This is a genomic window from Salibacterium sp. K-3, assembly GCF_054052005.1.
This window is the reverse complement of record NZ_JBSVZE010000001.1, coordinates 117,809-137,171: the sequence shown is the minus strand read 5'-3', so window position 1 is coordinate 137,171 and position 19,363 is coordinate 117,809. Positions and strand designations below refer to the sequence as shown.

General features: G+C 49.6%; 19 protein-coding genes. 7 read left to right on the top strand and 12 right to left on the bottom strand.

The window, feature by feature from the left end:
• From ACW9JV_RS00700 to ACW9JV_RS00685, 4 genes are all read right to left on the bottom strand, one after another.
• On the bottom strand, window positions 1-981 hold the full coding sequence (locus ACW9JV_RS00700) for an ABC transporter permease (RefSeq protein WP_457330345.1): 981 nt from the start codon (window positions 979-981) through the stop codon (window positions 1-3).
• A complete protein-coding gene (locus tag ACW9JV_RS00695; protein WP_457330342.1) occupies window positions 974-2,479 on the bottom strand; it encodes a sugar ABC transporter ATP-binding protein in 1,506 nt (501 codons plus the stop codon). The genes ACW9JV_RS00700 and ACW9JV_RS00695 overlap by 8 nt, the downstream gene beginning before the upstream one ends.
• Window positions 2,480-2,579: 100 nt before the next feature.
• On the bottom strand, window positions 2,580-3,593 hold the full coding sequence (locus tag ACW9JV_RS00690) for a substrate-binding domain-containing protein (protein ID WP_457330340.1): 1,014 nt from the start codon (window positions 3,591-3,593) through the stop codon (window positions 2,580-2,582).
• A 106-nt stretch (window positions 3,594-3,699) separates the two neighbouring features.
• Window positions 3,700-4,686, bottom strand: coding sequence for a LacI family DNA-binding transcriptional regulator (locus tag ACW9JV_RS00685; RefSeq protein WP_457330338.1), 987 nt, complete (start codon window positions 4,684-4,686; stop codon window positions 3,700-3,702).
• A gap of 393 nt (window positions 4,687-5,079) precedes the next feature.
• Between ACW9JV_RS00685 and ACW9JV_RS00680 the strand changes: the two genes are divergently transcribed.
• From ACW9JV_RS00680 to ACW9JV_RS00665, 4 genes are all read left to right on the top strand, one after another.
• Window positions 5,080-5,583, top strand: a complete 504-nt coding sequence (locus ACW9JV_RS00680; RefSeq protein ID WP_457330336.1) for a hypothetical protein — start codon at window positions 5,080-5,082, stop codon at window positions 5,581-5,583.
• A 243-nt stretch (window positions 5,584-5,826) separates the two neighbouring features.
• Window positions 5,827-6,792 carry an SGNH/GDSL hydrolase family protein gene (locus ACW9JV_RS00675; RefSeq protein WP_457330334.1) on the top strand — a complete coding sequence of 322 codons (966 nt, stop codon included), beginning with the start codon at window positions 5,827-5,829 and terminating at the stop codon, window positions 6,790-6,792.
• Entirely contained in the window at window positions 6,785-7,426 is a 642-nt protein-coding gene (locus ACW9JV_RS00670) for a YpmS family protein (protein WP_457330332.1), read from the top strand. The genes ACW9JV_RS00675 and ACW9JV_RS00670 overlap by 8 nt, the downstream gene beginning before the upstream one ends.
• Before the next feature lie 34 nt (window positions 7,427-7,460).
• On the top strand, window positions 7,461-8,675 hold the full coding sequence (locus ACW9JV_RS00665; RefSeq protein ID WP_457330330.1) for a threonine synthase: 1,215 nt from the start codon (window positions 7,461-7,463) through the stop codon (window positions 8,673-8,675).
• A 400-nt stretch (window positions 8,676-9,075) separates the two neighbouring features.
• Here ACW9JV_RS00665 and aroA read toward each other — a convergent pair whose 3' ends face one another.
• The 6 genes from aroA to ACW9JV_RS00635 all read right to left on the bottom strand — a co-directional run bounded on the left by aroA (window position 9,076) and on the right by ACW9JV_RS00635 (window position 13,718).
• Entirely contained in the window at window positions 9,076-10,434 is a 1,359-nt protein-coding gene (aroA, locus tag ACW9JV_RS00660; RefSeq protein WP_457330328.1) for a 3-phosphoshikimate 1-carboxyvinyltransferase, read from the bottom strand.
• A 65-nt stretch (window positions 10,435-10,499) separates the two neighbouring features.
• Complete coding sequence (locus tag ACW9JV_RS00655) at window positions 10,500-11,072, bottom strand: AAA family ATPase (RefSeq protein ID WP_457330326.1); 573 nt, start codon at window positions 11,070-11,072, stop codon at window positions 10,500-10,502.
• Between the two features lie 2 nt (window positions 11,073-11,074).
• The gene (locus tag ACW9JV_RS00650) at window positions 11,075-11,839 is read right to left on the bottom strand and encodes an amidohydrolase family protein (RefSeq protein ID WP_457334519.1); all 765 of its coding nucleotides are present in this window, start codon (window positions 11,837-11,839) and stop codon (window positions 11,075-11,077) included.
• A 134-nt stretch (window positions 11,840-11,973) separates the two neighbouring features.
• Entirely contained in the window at window positions 11,974-12,831 is an 858-nt protein-coding gene (locus ACW9JV_RS00645; RefSeq protein ID WP_457330324.1) for a VOC family protein, read from the bottom strand.
• Window positions 12,832-12,849: 18 nt separating this feature from the next.
• Window positions 12,850-13,257: a DoxX family protein gene (locus ACW9JV_RS00640; protein ID WP_457330322.1), complete on the bottom strand. Its 408-nt coding sequence runs from the start codon at window positions 13,255-13,257 to the stop codon at window positions 12,850-12,852.
• 128 nt (window positions 13,258-13,385) lie between these two features.
• Window positions 13,386-13,718, bottom strand: coding sequence for a winged helix-turn-helix transcriptional regulator (locus ACW9JV_RS00635; RefSeq protein WP_457330320.1), 333 nt, complete (start codon window positions 13,716-13,718; stop codon window positions 13,386-13,388).
• 144 nt (window positions 13,719-13,862) lie between these two features.
• Between ACW9JV_RS00635 and ACW9JV_RS00630 the strand changes: the two genes are divergently transcribed.
• The 3 genes from ACW9JV_RS00630 to ACW9JV_RS00620 all read left to right on the top strand — a co-directional run bounded on the left by ACW9JV_RS00630 (window position 13,863) and on the right by ACW9JV_RS00620 (window position 17,336).
• Window positions 13,863-14,201 carry a YolD-like family protein gene (locus tag ACW9JV_RS00630; protein WP_457330318.1) on the top strand — a complete coding sequence of 113 codons (339 nt, stop codon included), beginning with the start codon at window positions 13,863-13,865 and terminating at the stop codon, window positions 14,199-14,201.
• A gap of 200 nt (window positions 14,202-14,401) precedes the next feature.
• On the top strand, window positions 14,402-15,496 hold the full coding sequence (locus ACW9JV_RS00625; RefSeq protein ID WP_457330316.1) for a glycosyltransferase: 1,095 nt from the start codon (window positions 14,402-14,404) through the stop codon (window positions 15,494-15,496).
• A gap of 52 nt (window positions 15,497-15,548) precedes the next feature.
• Window positions 15,549-17,336, top strand: coding sequence for a hypothetical protein (locus ACW9JV_RS00620; protein ID WP_457330314.1), 1,788 nt, complete (start codon window positions 15,549-15,551; stop codon window positions 17,334-17,336).
• 62 nt (window positions 17,337-17,398) lie between these two features.
• Here ACW9JV_RS00620 and ACW9JV_RS00615 read toward each other — a convergent pair whose 3' ends face one another.
• On the bottom strand, window positions 17,399-18,064 hold the full coding sequence (locus ACW9JV_RS00615) for a TraR/DksA C4-type zinc finger protein (protein WP_457330312.1): 666 nt from the start codon (window positions 18,062-18,064) through the stop codon (window positions 17,399-17,401).
• A 77-nt stretch (window positions 18,065-18,141) separates the two neighbouring features.
• Complete coding sequence (locus tag ACW9JV_RS00610; protein WP_457330310.1) at window positions 18,142-19,305, bottom strand: M24 family metallopeptidase; 1,164 nt, start codon at window positions 19,303-19,305, stop codon at window positions 18,142-18,144.
• Between the last annotated feature and the right edge of the window lie 58 nt (window positions 19,306-19,363).

Sequence of the window (19,363 nt, the reverse complement as noted above, 5' to 3'; positions counted from 1 at the left end):
CTACTCTCTTTTCTGAAACAGTACAGCCACAATAATAATGAGCCCTTTGACAAATCCCTGCAGGTGCGGCGACACATTCATCAAGTTCATCATGTTGTTTAAAATACCGAGAATCAGCACGCCGAAAAATGTCCCGATTACCTTTCCCCGGCCCCCGGTCATCCGTGTACCGCCTATAATGACAGCCGCAATCGCATCGAGTTCATACAGCTGGCCGGAACTCGAAGAGGAAATGGAATTCAGGCGCGATGTTTCAATCATCGCTGCCACACTGACCAGGAGTCCTGCTATACTATACACGGCGATCTTTAAGCGGTCCACCCGGATGGTGGAGAGCACGGCGGCTTTTTCATTGCTTCCCACCGCATACACATACCGGCCGAAACGGGTGTGATTCATCAAGATATACACAAGCGCTGTCATGATAAGGAAAATAATGATCGGTACGTCCACCGCAGCGATTTCCGTATTGGCAATGGCAGTGAAACCTCCGACTTCTCCAGATACACTCCCTCCGTCTGCTGTGTACAATGCGATGGAACGCGCGGCTGACATCATTCCGAGAGTCGCTATAAACGAGGCGATTTTTCCTTTGGCAATCATCAGCCCGTTCAAACATCCGGCTGCGGTGCCGACCGCGCATGCTGCAACCAGGGCAGCCACAATGCTTCCCGTTGCGTTTAAAGCGAGCACAGCCATGACACCTACCATGGCCAGCACCGAACCGACAGACAAATCGATGCCGCCGGAAAGCATGACAATGGTCATACCGAGCGAGATAATGCCGATAATCGATACCTGCATCAATATATTCAGCTGATTATTGATATCCAGAAACCTTGGGTTCAACACAGCGGCCAGCACAAAAATAATGACAAACGCTATAATGACGCTGTATTCCGCCCATAACCAGGACAGCCAGTTTCTCTTCTGTGACGTTGATTCCGCAGGCTGCTGCGGCTGTAATTCCGGTTCAGCCAATAGATTCCACCATCCTTTTTGATCCTGTAGCATAGGCCATGATTTCATCTTCCGCCGTATCGTCCCGGTTCAGCCGTGCCGTAATCCCGCCCTTATACATCACATGGATGTTGTGACATATTTTCAGAATTTCCGGTGCTTCCGAAGATAAAATAATAATGCCCTTTCCCTGCTCTGCCAGGGAGACAATATGCTGGTAAATTTCCCGTTTGGCTCCGACGTCAATGCCCTGCGTCGGGTTGTCAAAAATAATTACGTCAGCGTTTACTTCAAGCCATTTCGCAATGACAACCTTCTGCTGATTGCCTCCGCTCAGGGCAGCGATCGAAGCATTCGGATCATGCGCCTTGATATTCAGCTCTTTTTGATAATGCCGGAACGCCGTTTGTTCCTGCTTTCTGCGGATAAAGCCTTTTTTTTCAAAATGTCCGATGGAAGAGAGGGTAAGATTGTGAATAATGCTCAGATCCTGAATCACGGCATTTTCTTTCCGGTCCTTGGGCACCAGTCCAATTCCTGCACGGAGTGCCTGGTTCGGATGGTTCACCTCTACTTCTTTCCCGTTAACAATTAATCTCCCCACATCCTTTTTCCGGAAACCAAACAACGCCTCAAATAATTCGGTCCTGCCATCGCCGGCCAGACCGGTAAAGCCGGCTATTTCGCCTTCTCTGACGGTAAAATGAATATCGTGAAACAGTCCCTTCCTGGAAAAACCCTCGACCTGCAGCATCTCTCTGCCGAAGTCATGAGCGCGTACAAAATGGTCATCTGATACAGACCGGCCGACCATCATTTTCGTGATGGATTCCGGATTTTCACCTGCCAGACTGCCGGTTCCGGCCACTTCTCCGTCCCGCAGAACCGTGTAACGGTCACAGATCTCCTTAATTTCCTTCAATTTATGGGAAATATAAATAATCGAAACACCGGATTCTTTTAACATTGTCATCCGTTCAAACAACTGTTCAATTTCATGTTCCGCCAGCGCCGTTGTCGGTTCGTCCATAATAATCACGGAAGATTCATGGAGCAGGGCCTTTGAAATTTCGATAAACTGTTTGTATGATGTTCCGAGATCCCGGACGTATTCCGACGGATCCAGAGAAACACCAAGCCGGGACAGGACATCCTTCGTTTTCTGTTTCATCGCTGCAACGTTTAGAAAACCGGCCTTATTGCGGAGTTCCGAGCCGAGAAACATATTTTCATACACTCGTAAATCGGAAACGACGTTTAATTCCTGATGAATGAAACTGATCCCCAGATCCTGCGAGTCCCCGGGCGTGTTGATGGTGACCGGCTTCCCGTTTACATAAATAGTGCCGCTGTCCGGCGGCAGCACACCACCCAGAATATTCATAAGGGTCGATTTTCCCGCCCCGTTCTCCCCGAGAAGAGCATGTATCTCTCCTTCTGCCAGCTGCAGACCGACCTGGTTCAGCACTTTCACTTGATGAAAAGATTTATCGATTTTCTCCATGTTGATGAAAGCCATTCTTCTTTCTCCTTTTTCAGAGATTCCGGCCTTGTTTGGGGCAGCAGGGACTCACAATACGGAACTGCGGACCCTGCTGTTCTTAATAGTAATAATCTTATTAATATTTAGAATCCGGGTTGTAGTATTCCTCTACGTTTTCCTCTGTTACCTTGGTCGCCTCTTTAATGACCATCGATTCTTCCGGCTCTTCGCCCTGCGCGATATCGGCAGCAATCTGAACCCCGTCCCTTACCATCGTCGGTGAATACAGGAATGTAGCCTGAATCAATCCGCCTTCCTGGATGTTTTCAAATACTTCTTTGCTGCCACCGGCTCCGGTAATGAACTGAATATCATCCCGTTCTGCTTCCTGAATGGCCTGCTGTACTCCTAGTGCCATTCCATCATCCTGGGTAAAGACCGCATCGATCTCCGGTTGAGCCTGAAGAATATTCTGCATGACCTCAAGAGATGTTTCTTTTGAGAAATCACCGCTTTGAGATGCTACGATTTCCATGCCGTCTTCTGCTTCCACCGCTTCCTGGAACCCGCTGCCGCGCTGCTCTGTCACAGAGTTCGGCGGTCCGGTGATTTCCACTACATTCCCTTCTCCGTTCAGCTGCTCTATAAAGTATTCTCCTGCATTGGCGCCGATTCCCTGGTTATCCCCTTTGACGACCACATCCGCTGCATCATTATCCAGTTCCCTGTCTACGATGACCAGAGGGATACCCGCATCTTTCACCTTCTGACCAACCGGAGTTAATGCTGCGGATTCGATCGGCAGCATGACAATCGCATCCACTTCCTGGGAAATGAGATTATCCACATCGTTGGCCTGTGTGTTCGGGTCTTCAGCATTCGTCATAACATATTCCACACCGGCGTTTTCCTCGATTTCCTGTGCTTTGCTTTCGGCGTTATCAATCAGTGCTCCCATCCACCCGTGGGTAGCTGAAGGAAGAGAAATTCCGATGGTCAACTCTTCTTTGCCTGAGGCTTCTGATTCACCAGAGGAATCCCCGCCGTTTTCAGATGAACCATCGGTTTCTTCACTGGATTCACTGCTGCCACAGGCTGCCGCAAAAACAGACACCAGCATCACCAACATCAATAACAGTACTCGTTTCATTTTGTTTGTCACCCCTTTATTATAATAAAAAAATACGCCCCTGTAATCGATTACAAAAAAGGTTTTCATCATGCTTCTGCCGCATTTTAAAAACTACCGGTTTCCATTACCCCAGTGTCGATTCCCGGATGACCAGTTCATGACTCATCGTCGTACTTTCTACTGCTTTTCCGTTGATCTTATCTATGAGCATCCGCGCCGAAGTGGTTCCCATCTCATACATGGGCTGCGCAATGGTTGTCAGCGCCGGATTGGTCATATTGGAGAAAGCAATCTTGTCAAATCCGGCAACAGCCACATCTTCCGGGACATGCAGCCCCTGGTTGTGCGCTTCTTTCATGGCGCCGATCGCCAGGAGGTCGGAAACGGCAAAAACAGCAGAGCGCTTCTGCGGACTCTCCAGAATCTTTTTCATCGCCTGCTGTCCATGTTCGAAACTCGGACCATTCGTGTAATAAACATCCTCCTCGTTAAAAGGGAGCCCGTTTTCCTCCAGTGCGCGCTGGTACCCAAGCTGCCTCTGTCGTGCATATAAATACGTTACATCAGAGTTAATCATGGCAATATCCGTACGACCGATCTTGATTAAATGGCTGACAGCCCGATATGCCGCTTCTTCATTATCAATGGTGACGTAAGGAATCCCGCTTTCCACAGAATATTCACTGCACTGAATAATCGGATGATCCTCCGCCAGTTTCGTCAGCTCTTCCACATTTACCGTTGGATCCATGGAAATGATGCCATCCGCCATTTTTTTGCGGACCAGATCAAAATAGATGTTCTCCCGTTCCGGACTGGAATCCGTTTCACACAACAAAATATTGTAGTTCTGCTGAATCGCTGTGTTTTCAATACCATTGATAATGTCGGAGTAATACGGATTGGAGATCGTTGGAATAAGGACCAGAAGAAGCCGGCTTTCCGAATTCCGCAGGTTTCTCCCCAGCATACTTGGTTCATAGTTGAGCCGTTTAATCACTTCTTCCACTTTCCCTCGTGTTTTCGGTGTGACGGCACCTCCATTCATCACTCTCGACACCGTGGCCACAGATACTCCTGCTTCTTTTGCTACTTCCTGAATGTTTGCCATAAGGTCACGTCCTGTTTTGTAATCGATTACAACTATCATTTTAGTGCTGCTTCATTATTTTGTCAATTACCATTTTTCAGATTATTTTCGACAAATGGAATGGGTTACAATGTAATCCAGGGTAGCAGGAGGTAATATATTGTGAATTTTCAGTCCTATTGTTCCACGTGAAACATGGAAGAAAACTGAAACGAACATCCCCTCCCATTCGTCTTACAGGATGGAACAAACGCTTTATGTACTTTTTTTCAATGGTATGACACACATATTAAGTCTAAATAACGGTTTGTCCTCAACCTTCTCGCTCTTCTGCAGCTGATTTATAATAATAGGACAGACAGAAATTGGTTCCCTTTCAGGCCTGCAATTTACTACGAAAAGGTGTGAAGAATCATGCTTTCCCATAAACTACTCAAATGGCTGCTTCCGGTCGTCTTAATAGGAGCCGGTGCTGCTATTTTTTATTTCTTTGCCACCCCGACGTTCAGTCATGATTACAAGCAGCTGACAGAACGGGTGGAAGTCGGGCTGAAATATACAAATCCGGAAGAACAGACCATTTATTTTCACCCTTATATCGAAAATCCAAATCCTTCTTCTGATATTACCCTGACCCATAACGAAAACTTTATATCTGTTTCCGTTCTGGATGAGCATGGTGATGTCATTGAAAACTCCGTTACGATACCTGAACAGGAAAACAGCAGCATGAAAAAAGATATACAGACAACCCTTCGCCCAGGAGAAACGGAAAAGAATACGAATTATTACAAGGTCGATGTACCGGAAGAAGCAGACCGCCTGCAGCTGACATTCACAGGAGAGGTGGAAGATGAGTACGGCTTTGATGATGTGAAAGAAACGATAGAAGTCGATCTCGATTACTTAACTGCATAGGCGCAGGAAATCGGAGCTGTCTTACAAGATATGCTCCATTTTCTTTTTCCGGGGAGGGAGTATGTTTTTCCTTCCCGGCCCTTAACCTGATACAATAAAAGCAGAACATCTTTTTCTAAGTGTCTATATTTTCTTTCGAAACACGTATGATATTCTCATACAATGAAATAATGAACCGTGGAACATCCCATTCTGTTGGGATATTCTCCATAGTGAAACGATAATGTGCAGGTGTGATGCCACATGAAAAAAAAGATCTTCATTTTAACCGGCCTCATCTTCTTACTGATGATGCCAACGGGGGCATGGTTTCTCAGCACCTACCTCTCCGGCCCTGTTCCCGAAGACACACCTTCCGTTTCACCCAATGACTCGTCCGGGGAGCAGCAGAACAATTCCGCCGCTTCTTCCTCTGATACAGAGACGGCAGCCGATGAAGGAAACCCATCTTTTGACGGAGGGATTCAGGACGCCGTCGCTTCTGTGGTCAATGAAACCCGCAGTCTTTTCATTTCCTCCGATTTAAACATTACAGCCGTCGGGGACTCCCTGACAAAAGGAACTGGTGACTCATCCAACAATGGCGGCTACGTCGGAATCCTGGAAGAATCGATCAAAAAAAGTGTTCCGGATGCCTCCATTCGTATCCAGAACTATGGAAAGAAAGGGAATCGAAGCGATCAGATACTGAAACGGCTGGATAAACCTAAAATTTCCTCTTCCGTGGAAGAGGCGGATATCGTTCTTTTGACCGTCGGTGCCAACGACATCATGAAAATTCTACGATCCAACCTGACGGATCTTACCTATGAACCGTTTGAAGAAGAAAAAAAACCGTATGAAGAAAGACTCACTTCGATTTTCGAAAAAATCCGGCAGGATAATGATGAGGCGGTTATCTATCTGATCGGTATTTACAACCCTTTTAATATGTACTTTTCCGACATTCCGGAATTAAATCAGATCATCACCGACTGGAACAGCATTGGAAAAGAGGTCGTAAGAGAGCAGGAGAATGCCGTTTTCATTCCGATCCGCGACATCTTCCAGTATGCGGGGGAAGATTATTTCTCCAACGATAATTTCCACCCGAATCAGAGAGGATATGCTTCCATGGCCGAACGGGTCCTGGATTACATGGAACCTGATCTGAAAGAGTACCAAACCGGGAATCAGACAGGGACAGATGAGGAGAACGGCAATGACTAGAACGATCAACAAAAAAGCAGTATGGAAATGGTTATTTTTATCCCTTTTCACGGTCAATCTGGGAGTCGTTCTCTGGCTGTTTCTTGTACTGAACGTTCCGCCTTCCGCCCCCGTTCCTTCATCACCCGGGGAAACAGATGACCGGGATGTTGCTTTCACGATTGAATCAGACAGGGAAAACCTGAATCAATTAATCGATGAATATATCAGCCGGCTTCCGCAGACACAGAACGTATCCTACAGTGTGGATCTGAACACCAGGGTGGAGTTATCAGGCTCTGTTAAAGCCTTTAACCAACAGATCCCTGCGACAGTGAAGCTTGTCCCCGAAGTACAGGAGAACGGTGATCTTATCCTGCAGCAGGAATCCATACGCCTCGGAAGACTCCAGCTCCCAAACAGCCAGGTGCTGCAGTATATTAAACGAAACTATGAAATGCCGGAGTGGATAAGTGTACATCCCGCCCGCGAAAACATTTACGTCGCTGTGACCCAGATCAGCCACAGCAGTATCCAGGTTCGGGCGGAACAGTTTGACCTTAAAAACAATGAGATTTCTTTTAGTGTCCATGCGCCCTATGAGTTTCTCCCTTTTAACCAGAATACCATTATGAATTATCTTCAGTCCGGATGATGACCGCGGACGATTAAGAAAGGGGGAAAACATCGTGTTCCAAGCTTACAGCTACCTTTCCCATTTGTACTGCCCACGGTGCAGCCGTAAATATGATGCGGACGGACCGCAGCATGTCTGTTCATGCCGTTCGCCGCTTCTGGCAGCCTACGACATGGATGCATTGAAAATCCAGTTTCGTAAAGAAGCAGTCATGGTCCGCCCTCCCTCGATGTGGAGGTATCATGAATTACTCCCCGTTCATTCAGAGAAAGACATTGTTTCTCTCGGGGAAGGCATGACCCCGGTTCTGCCTATGCCGTCAACCGGCGCTCGGTACGATATAGACTCGTTATGGCTCAAGGATGAGGGCATTCTCCCGTCTGGTTCCGTCGAAGCCCGTGGTGCTGCTTCCGGGATTTCCAAATTAAATGAATACGGGGTACGGGAGATCGCCCTGGCATCAAACGGTCATGCCGGCGCAGCATGGTCGCAGTACGGCAGCCGGGCATCTATTGCCTCCCATGTTGTGATGCCGGTGGAAGCTCCGCTTACAACGAGAAAAGAATGCGCCGCCGCTGGAGCCGATCTTCAGCTGATCAACGGGTTTATTAGTGATGCAGAGGATGCTGTACAATATTCCGCTCAAAAACACGGCTGGTTCAATGCGTCTCCTTTCAAAGAACCGTACCGCATCGAAGGGAAAAAAACGCTGGCCATGGAACTTGCTGAACAGCTGCAGTGGAAGCTTCCCGAGGTCATTGTTTGTCCTGTCGGATCCGGAACTACCTTTACTGGAATATATAAAGCACTTCAGGAACTTATTGAACTGGGATGGGTGCGGTCGGGGAAAATGCCGAGACTGGTCGCCGTTCAGGCAGATAACTGCGCTCCTGTTGTACACGCCTTTGCAAACAGACAAACCGAGGCAGATACCCGGCCGGAGACTTATACGGCTGCTTTTGGCATCAATACAGGAGCCTCTAAGGCGGACTTTCTTATTCTGGAAGCCATTTATGAAACGAAAGGTTCCGCCGTCGCCGTTTGCGACGAAGACCTTCTTTCCGAACAGCGCCTGCTTGCCTGTGAAGACGGCATTTTCACCGGTCCGGAAGGAGCAGCCGCATTTGCCGGAGTGAGGCGTCTCCGTGAGGACAACTGGATAGACTCTGAGGAAACGGTCGTATGCATCAATACCACCATGGGCCTAAAATCCCCGGAAACCATTGAAGGCAGCGCCCCGATTCTCGCACCCGGAGATGAGTGGTAAGTCCAATACAGCAGTCTCTCCTTATTATGAAATGCCTTAATGGAGGGAATTTCCTCCAAACCCATACAAACCAAACATCCATTTAACACTTTTTTATCAGTTAAAGAAAAATCATAACGGAAGTTCGGTGAAATACCACGAAAGCTGCCTGAAACGTTACCGTCTTCTTCCCATGCTTACGTTTGGACTACTCCTGTGTACGATAAACGTCGCTATGACCTGTTCTATGTTACGTTGACAGGCATCCGGCCTTTCAAAACGGTCTTATAAACGGTTTATACTTACGTTTTCGGTATTCTTCCGCCGCTTTCCGTCCGTATGACGCAGAAAAGCACCAGTCGGCCGCGGCCCACATACAAAAAGAGATGCCCGCTTGTTGGAGCATCACTTTTGCTTCACCTTATTTTGTTTGATAAGAAACCGAAACGCCGAGCTGTTCGAGAAGTTCATAAAACGTCGGGCAGGTTTTGGACACGCAGCCGGGGTCCTCAATGGATACCCCGGGTACTTTCGTTCCGATAAGAGACAGGGCCATCGCCACGCGGTGGTCATCGTAGGAATGGAGTTCCACACCGACAGGCGTGCCGGGGTGAACCTTAAGGCCGTCCGAAAACTCCTCCACCTTGATGCCCATTTTCCGAAGTTCCGTGCAGGCGGCATAAATCCGGTCGGATTCATGATGACGGATATGCTCCACGTCGGTAATTGTTACCGGACCGTCCGCAAACGGGGCGACCGCCGCCAGCGTTAACGTCTGGTCCGACATTTCCTTCATACTGATTTCAAAGTTCCCCTTCAGCTGCGGGGTCCCCTGCACTTCAATATAATTTTCTCCTCTGGTGACGGTACATCCCATTTTTTCATAAACATCGACCATGTAAATATCCGGCTGATTGGTCTGCATCGTGAGATTGTTGATACGGATGCGGCCGTTATTGAGCGCTGCCAGCGCCATGAAATAACTGGCCGTTGACGCATCCGCCTCAAGCGCCATATTCTGCCCCTTATAGCCGCCGGACGGAATATTCATTTCGGTCAGATCGTCATTATATTCCACATCAGCACCGAACTGTTTCATAAGGTCCAGCGTGATTTTCACATAGGCGTGCTGGACGATGTAATCCGGGATCCGGATCTCCATGGGGTGTTCAGCATACGGGCCGGCAAGAAGCAGTCCACTGATGAACTGACTGGATATCCGGCCGGAAATGGAGACCATGCCGCCCTTCAGCCCCTGCGCGCGGACCCGGAGCGGATAAAACCCTTCGTTCTCAAGGTATTCCACATCGGCACCGAGGTTCTGCAGCGCATCCATCAAGGGCTGTACCGGCCGTTCACTCATCCGTCTGCTTGCTTCAACAGTAAACATTCCACTCCCTGCCACGGCCAGTGCTCCCGGCAGAAATCGCGCTATAGTACCGGCTGCGCCGATATATAGATCGGCTTCTTCCACCGGCCAGTTTCCTCCGCAACCTTCCATGATCACGGTATCCCCGCTGACGTCTGCCCTGGCTCCCAGTTTCTGAAGCGCATCGATGCACCAATAGGAATCGTCGCTTTTCAGAATGCCGGACAGGGTGGAGCGCCCTTCTGCCAGAGCCGCCATGATTAATGCCCGGTTCGTGAAACTCTTGCTTCCCGGGATCGTGATATCCGCCTGAAGCCGTCCTGTCCGGAGCGGGGCAATGGCTACATTCTCCACGTCATTCAACGCAGCCCATGGGGATCGCGCTCTAAAATCTGGTTCACCCATCTCCATCGTCCTTTCTATATGTAGTCTCTTTCCTGTGTCTTTCATTTTATCACAGAGAAAACCCGCGTGGTTTACCGCTCACGCAGAAGGTGCTGCATCGATTGAAAAAACGTTGGATCATAACGTTTTACCGGGACAGGGGCCGGCGTTTTCATAATGCTGCGGGCCGCTTCTGCCTCCCGTCCCGCGCTCGTTTTTATCATACAGAAATTGGTGTAAAACCGCCGGTGTGCGTCTGCCGGCACAGTTTTCCGCAATGTCCGCCCGGTGTTCTGCCGGCGCTGAAGAATCTGCGGGGAAGCATCATGATAAACATATTGATCCGGGCTTCCGATACGGTGTTCCATGAAAGCCGGACGAAAATAATGAAGGAGCTCCTCCAGATGGTCCTGCCGGTTCAGTATCGAGGCCGAGAAAAGCGGGGCGAACAGATCACCGTCCAGAACAACCACCGCATGCTTTCGGTATTTTTCCATTGCCAGCCTCCAGCGCTCCTGCTCATCGATATACTCCTGCCAGGCGTCTTGTTTGCGCTCCCGGAACGACGATGCCGGGATAACATATGCTCCGTACCTGTCTTCAAGTTCAAGTGCAACGGTCGTCTTCCCAGCACCCGGCGGGCCTTCGATACAGATAATCGGCATGTTCATCCTTCCTTGTCCGACGATGGTATGCGGTACCACGTCTCCGCATTTTTATACAGGATTTTACGCTGTGCCGTTTCATCAAACATTTCTGTTATTATTTCTATGTCGTCTGTCTTAAACGGACGCGGTGCTCTGGTGGAGGGCAGATCGGTGCCGAACATGAGCGCTGCAGGGTTTTCCTGGTATATCCGCGTCATAGCTTCCCTTACATTCAAGGTTACACGTCCGAATCCCGAGGCTTTCACCCTTACTCCTTCGGCAGTTAACGCGGCAAGGGTGTCAAAGCCGTCTTTTATCAGCCCGAGGTGATCCACCACGACAGCAGGCAGACGGTGGATCACAGGCTTTAACTCATTCAGCATGGCCGCTTCCACATACAGCTCGGAGTGCCAGCCGGCCCAGTTGTATACATTGCGCGCCAGTCTCTCCATATCCTCCAACTGCCACCGGCCCCCTCGTTTCAGATTAAAACGAATGCCGCGCACCCCTTTTTCATGAAGGTACTGTACTTCTTTTTCCGTGACAGAAGCAGGAAGCTGTGTCACTCCCGCAAAGCGGTTCCCGAGGGCTTCAAGGGTGTCCGTCAGATAGGTCTGGTCCCATCCCTGAAACGATCCCGATACCACCACGCCCCCTGCCAGGGAGAAAGGTTCCATATCCGCCAGGTAATCCTGGAGACGGTAGGCAGGAGGAACATATCCCTGATTGGAGTGCAGAGGGTAAGCCGGATCAATAATATGAAAATGAGCATCAACTATACGCATCACTGACTCCACTCCTTCTGCCTTTTACATTCGCCGCTGCCTGCCTGTTTTCCTGCTTTGCTTCGTATCACAGTTTATCACAAAAAAACCAAACAGCCTTCTATCTGAAAGCTGTTTGGTTTCCTGTACAGCCGCTATCGCACCGCCAGACGGACCTGATTATGCGAGGCGTCTTCGGTTAACAGCGCACCGTCCTGCTCTTCAAAGGCGATACCCGCTTCTATCAGGCGGGAGCGCGCCCGGCCAAGCTCCTGTCTATCCGAAAAGGTAACAGTGTATTCTTTCAACCCGGCAGCATGTTCCGGAGGGGCGGGGGCATCTTTTCCCGCCCAAATGTTAAGGCCGATATGATGGTGGTACCCGCCGGCAGCTACAAACAAAGCATGGTCCCCCATGTAAACCGTCGGCGCAAAGCCCAGTCCGTCGACATAGAAGGCTTTCGTTTTTTCCAGATCGCCGACGTGCAGGTGAATATGACCGATGACCGTTTCAGCAGGCATGCCGTTCCATTCCTGTCCCTCTGCGGCACGCAGCACTCCATCGGCATCCATTGGCACCGTCGGAGCTTGCACCCAGCCTTCCTCATCATACGTCCACTGACTGCGGTCCCGATCTCTGTACAGTTCCAACCCGTTTCCATCGGGATCCGGCAGATACACCGCTTCACTGAAGTCATGATCCGCCGCTCCCTGCAGCGGGTAGTCCTGTTCGACAAGTCTGCGCAGAATACGCCCCAGCGACGGGCGGTCCGGAAGCAGGACTGCTGCATGATACAAACCGGTCGTGCGGGGCGGCTTCGGGACGGCGCCCGGCCGTTCCTCCAGCACGATCAGCGTATTCCGCCCATCGGCCGAAAGCTGTGCAGTTTGGGACGTTTTCCCAATAACCTGGAATCCAAGCAGGCCTTCATAAAATTCAAGAGACCTATGCAGATCTGCAATCGTTAATACAACAGACCCGACAGCGGCATCATCTGGAAGTGCGGCAGACATAGCAGTTTCTCCTTTCGATTAAAATATAAGGGCATCCAGCGAGAACATACCCGCTCCGGTGAAAACAAATCCAATTCCGATGACAAGCAGCATCAGATTATATTCATAACCGCCGTCGGTTGCCCAGAAACCGTTCGGACCATGGACTTTGATGATCGCTCCCAGCATCGTAACAGCGATAATGATACCTGCTGCCGGAGTGAGCAGGCCGAGGGCAAACAACAGCCCGCCGACGAATTCAAGCAGGCCCGCTGTGAGCGCCATGGTATAACCCGGCTTGATGCCGATCGAGTCAAAAAATCCTCCGGTCGCTTTCAATCCATGGCCCCCGAACCAGCCGAACAGTTTCTGCGTGCCGTGGGCAGCAAAACTTAATCCAATAACAAGCCGTATAATGAACAGCCCTGTACTTGCTAATAAAGACATATAAGACCCTCCTTTTATTAAGTAACAAAAATATATCAGGTTACTTTTAGTAAGTCAAGTGAAAAACGAAATCCCCTGCATCAGCACGGGCCTTCCTCACACCTTATCCCTTTTACTTCACATGGTTTTCATTCCGTTCCGTCTGTACCAGCGTCCACCCAGTTATCCGCCCATTTCTGTATTTCTGCCAGCGCAGGAGTGATTGCCTCTCCCTTTTCTGTCAGCGAATACATAATCCGTACCGGGGTTTCGGGAAAGACTTCGCGCTGCACGACTTCTTCTTCTTCCATTTCTCTCAGCCGTTCCGTCAGCATTTTTTTGCTGATTTCCGGAATTTGTTCAGCAATTTCATTAAAACGCTTCGGGCCGTCTTCGAGCACACGGATAATAATGCCGATCCAGCGCTTTCCCAACAGCTGAAAAGCTTCTTCGAATTTCGGGCACACCCTCATGGAAGCCATATCGACACCTCCGATTTCTTCGTTTTTTCTATTATAGTATATTCCAGTGTTTTCTTATAGTCATGAAGCTTCTGACGCTGGAAAATATTAAAGCTTTTAAAGGAACAAATGTTTGCATATAATAAAAGCAAGGAGGGATGCATCATGAAAGGAAATAAACTGACACCGGGCTCCAACATGCGCTGGGAGGCTTCCCGCATGATACTTCCCGAGCACAGGGAAAAATGGCTTCAGCATCAAAAGGAGCAGAAAAAGGTCAAAAAGCCGGAACTTGATCCTCAGCGGTGGGAAGAGCTGGAATGGATACTCGGCGAGGCGATGCGCTCCAACCGTACCCTCTGTTTCACCTGCTGGAAGAACGGTTTCTTTTATCACATCACCGGCACCTGCCACTATATTAATCACGAACAGCAGCAGTTTCATCTTCAGACGAAAGATGGGGTGCAATATCTGCATTTTGATCATTTGGTTAATATTGAATAGTCATGGAAAAACAAAATCTGTTATTATAAGATTAAAAAGTGTAAAGAAACGACATTCAGGGAATAATGCCATGCAGTCATACATCCCTTCAGAGAAAAACAACAGCGCCGGCCCGGCGGCAGAACACTCATGTTGTTATCTCATGAGTGTTTTATTTCGTCGAAAACGGCAGCCTTAATAAAGAAAGGGGGAAATCGTCGATGGCTGAACAGCATGAGGGAGTTTCCATCGTCATTCCCGCCTACAATCCGGATGAACAATTACTGGAGCTTGTACGTAAATTGAGCAGAGAATCGTTCGATGACATTATTATTGTAGATGACGGCAGTGACGCTTCCTGCGCTTCTATATTTGATACATTGGAGGAGTTTTCCTCCTGCAGGGTGCTCAGGCACCAGGAAAATCAGGGAAAAGGAAAAGCGCTGAAGACAGCTTTTTCCTATTACAGCACCTATCGTCCGAATGGGACAGGTTTGATCACAGCGGACGCGGACGGCCAGCACCGTCCGGAAGATATAAAGAAAACAGCAGATGGCCTGATCGAGCAGCCGGAAGCCTTGATTCTCGGTGTCCGTGATTTTTCAGGGGAAGATATTCCGCTGCGGAGCCGGTTTGGAAACGTCTTAACAAAAATGGTCGTAAAAGCGGCTTCCGGCATGAAACTGACCGATACCCAGACAGGCCTCCGGGGCATTCCGGCAGCATTTGCCGGAGAACTGCTCGAGATCAAGGGCGACGGCTATGAGTTCGAAATGAGAATGATACTGGCCTGCCGGACCAACCAACGGTCGATTGAAGAAGTGACCATTGAGACGATCTATATGAATGACAATGAATCCTCCCATTTTCACCCGATCCTGGATTCGATCAAAATATATTATGTCTTTTTACGTTTTCTTTTTTCGTCCCTTGCTTCCTTTGTCGTGGACGTCACGCTGTTCGCTGTATTTTCCGCCATATTCAAAGCACTGATGCCGATGGGATTCATCATCCTGGCAACCGTGCTCGCAAGGGTCCTGTCGTCCCTGTTTAATTATTTAGTAAACCGGCATGTGGTCTTTAAATCGAACCATTATCCCGCCCGTACGCTTGTGAAGTACTATACGCTAGCGGCAGTCCAGATGGGGGCTTCCGCCGGCGGGGTTTACGTGCTGTACCATACAGCAGGCGGGCATGAAGTCCCGATTAAAATCGCCGTTGATTCCCTCCTGTTTTTACTCAGCTTTTATATTCAGCGGAACTGGGTGTTTAAAAGAGAAGCTTCTTACATCGGCAGAGAGGTGAACGATTATTAACGTCTTAATCATGCTGCTGCTTGTATCGCTTTCGTTTGCGGGATACGGTGTGGTGCTGTACGTAAAATACCGCATTGCGCCAGCCGTCCTTCCCCTGGTTCTGTTCACGGGAACGATTCTTGTCCTCTTTCTCGGCGGTCTGCTGCATGTGCTCGCCGAAACAGCTTATGTCCTGTTCGGAGGCGGTCTTCTCGCGCTTTGTTATGCTGTCTTTCTTTTTCTGCGGGATCGCAGCCTGTTTTCCGGCATATTCAGCCCGGGAATGGTATTCTTTGCAGCAGGTTCCGCTTTCTTTATTCTCATGCTTCAGGATGAAATCTTTCTGCACTATGATAATTTCAGCCATTGGGGACTGATTGTGAAAGAACTGTTTCAGTCGAACAGCCTGCCGGATGAATCGACAATTATTACATATACCACATACCCGCCCGGATCGGCCCTTTTTGCCTACTACCTGGTGTCATTCACCGGTTTTTCAGAGAGCATGGCGCTGATTGCCCAGGCTATCCTTATTACAGGGGCACTGGCCCCGCTTTTTCTCTTTTGCTCCTGGAAGCAGCCGGTCCACGCGGCGGCAACGTTGTTCATCCCGGCTGTTCTCTTGATGGTGAACAGTTCCAGCATTTTCAGTCTGCTGGTCGACCCCCTGCTCGGCTATATCGCTGCAGCGGCAGTCGTCACAGCTGTTTATTATAAAAACAACTGGAAAACGATGAGTGTACTGCTGTTCCCGATGCTGTCCGCGCTTGTTCTCATCAAGGACAGCGGCAAAATCTTTCTTGCGTTTACTGTTTTGTGGATGATTGCCTTGTTGATACGATACCTCCGAAAATACGGCGGAGGCTGGAAAGAAACGCTTAAGTCCATGATCTGGAGTATCAGCTGGACCATTGTGCTCCCGCTTTTTTTCAATCTGTTATGGTCCCGCTATATTGAAGAAGCCTACAATACGTCTGAATATGAAGACAGTAAATTCGCCATTACCGAGGAGACGCTTACAGATATCGACAAGTCCCCGGAACTGATTAACAATCTGCTTCCGATGGTGGCCCGTGCGGGATTTGACTTATCCTCCCCGCTTGTACAGGGGCTGATTGCGGCTCTCGTTACCGTTCTGTTTACGGCCGCTGCCGTTAAGATTCGTACGGGCCGGATACCGGTTCCTCTCGTGTGCGCGACGCTGTCTGCCGGGTTGTTTTATGTGATATACACCGCGCTGCTGTATCTCATGTATCTCTATCTGATGCCGGAGGTGGAAGCGGAATATCTCGCTGGTTTTGACAGGTATCAGTCGTCGATCGTTATTTTCTGCACCGGCATTATCATGGTATTTACCATCCGCACCTTCATGAAGCATACGGATGTGCTTTTTCGAACGGGAAGTGCCGCGGCGGTATTGGCCGGCCTTCTTGTATTTGTTCCTTACGCCGGGGAAGTACAGGGATTTTTTCATCAGGAAAATACAGAAGCTGCTCCGCGTAAAGCTGCCTCTTCCCTGCTGACCGATTTAAGACAGGAAGAACCGATCTCCGAAAACACCCGCATCACCATCATCAATGATCTCGGTGAATCCGACCGCGGCTTCCTGCGGCACTTGATGCGCTATGAACGAATGACAGCCAGTACGTTTATTCACACGCAGTGCACGACAGACGAACACGGGGAGGAGCTGACAGAGGATCTGGAACGCTCCGGGTATCTCATGGTCATTCAGATTACAGACGAGATGCAGGCATGCCTGGAGGCAGACAGCGATATCAAAGTGGATGAACCGGGCCTGTACCGGATCAAAGATGGAACCATCACATCCGCCATTCAACACAATAATGGAGACGGCTGATCCAGCCGTCTCCTTTTGCATTAATTAGTGCAAAGCTGCCGGCAGTACGCCCGGCAGCTTTTTTATCGGCGTAAATAAATATTCGAAAAATCGACATCCCGCTCCACGTCAATGGGATGGCCTTCACTGTCTGTCATCGTGAACCCATCCAGCATTTCCTCATCCCCGGTTTCTTCCTGATCACTGCCAAACAGCCCTTCATATGCTTTTGACGGTTCATACGTGTCCTGCGGCGTATCCGAGGAACCGTAAGCTGCGGTCTGTTCCCAGGTTTCCTCAGCATCGAAACGGCCGTTTTCAATTTCTGAGGTTTCTACAGATGTAAACCCCCCCTTGCCGGGGATCAGTCTGTCTTCTTCCACCGGCCGGTACTCCCCCGTTTCTTCATAGGCATGCTGAATACACTGCATGGCCGTTGGTTCTGCTTCCAGCCGTTCCATTGGAATCTCTCTGCCGCATGTTTCACATGTTCCATACGTTCCTTCATCGATTGCTTCCAGCGCTTGTTTCACCCGTTGAATGCCTCGGTCCGCGTGCTGCTCAAGCGCTATATCTTTTTCCCTTTCATACAGACCTGTTGCCTGATCGGCAGGGTGGTTATCATAGTTGGAAAGCTCGCCAATGGTCTCCTGCGCGAATTCCGTGTCCCGTTCGTCATTCTCCGGATGCTGATGTAGTTCATCCAGCAGACGTTTCCTCATTTTTTGAAAAAAATCGTTTGTTTTCACCTGTCTCTTCCTTTCCCCATTTTACGCTTAGTGTGTGTGTTCAAGGCTGGTTCGTTACGGAACAGTTTCTGGAAATATCAACGCGGAAAATCGCTGAGTGTCTCACAACCCTCTTCGGTGACGACAAAGCTTTCGCTGATTTCCACCCCTGTATCTTCCAGCCAGATGCCGGGAATAAGGTGAAACACCATGCGGGGCTGAAGAATCGTACGGTCACCCGGCCGCAGCGAAGCTGTATGTTCTCCCCAGTCCGGCGGATAATTAATACCGATGGAATACCCGATCCGGGAGTCTTTGCAATAGCCGTACCGGGCCAGAGATTCCTGCCAGCTTTGTTCTACTTCTTCACAGGCAAGCCCCGGCCTGATCCGGTCGAGTACGGTTTCCAGACCTTCTGTCACCGCATCCGTCAAACGCTGGAACGTGCCGTCCGGCTTCCCTGCTGTAAACGTTCTTGCCAGCGGTGCGTGATAACGCCGGAAACACCCGGCCAGCTCAATAATAACCGGATCTCCCTGCTGCAGCGTTTCATCCGTCCAGCTGATGTGCGGTGCATACGTTAATGCGCCGGCCGGAAGCAGCGGCACAATCGCCGGGTAATCTCCACCAAATTCAGCTGTTCCACTGATCTGGGCATGAGAGACCGCAGCCGCTATATCACATACTCTCGCTCCTTCCTTTACAGCGCTTCGTCCTGATTCCATTGCCGAGTCTGCAATGCGTCCCGCTTTTTTCATATAGGTTATTTCCGTTTCTGATTTAATCATCCGGACTTCGTTCACAAGCAGCCCGGCATCGGTGAAACGCAGCCAGGAGCATTTACGCTCAAGCTGCTGCAGGGCCCTTGGTGAAAAGTAATAGGCTTCCATTTCCACGCCCGCTCGTTTTATTTTCTTTTTATACCGCTTCATCCATGCAGCCAGGACCTCCATTGGATGTTTTTCCCTGGAATGCACATAGGCATCATCATAGGACAGCATCCGGCATGGCGGCAGCCAGGACGTGGATCTGGCTCCATTCACATCCTGGGCTCTTCCGAACCAGTACGGCTCCTCTTCTTCAAGCAGCACAATGACCATCTGCGGAACATAAAAAGACCATCCATCGTAGCCGGTCAGATAATTCATATTGGCCGGATCACTGATGAAAAGAACATCCAATCCCCGCTTCTCCATCTTCTTTTTGACGTTCTGAATACGCTCTGAGTATTCGCTTTTTGGAAATACCGTTAATGACCGCATGTTCCGCCTCCTTTTTTCGACAGCAGCGGGCGTCAAATTATGATAGACATCTGCTTAT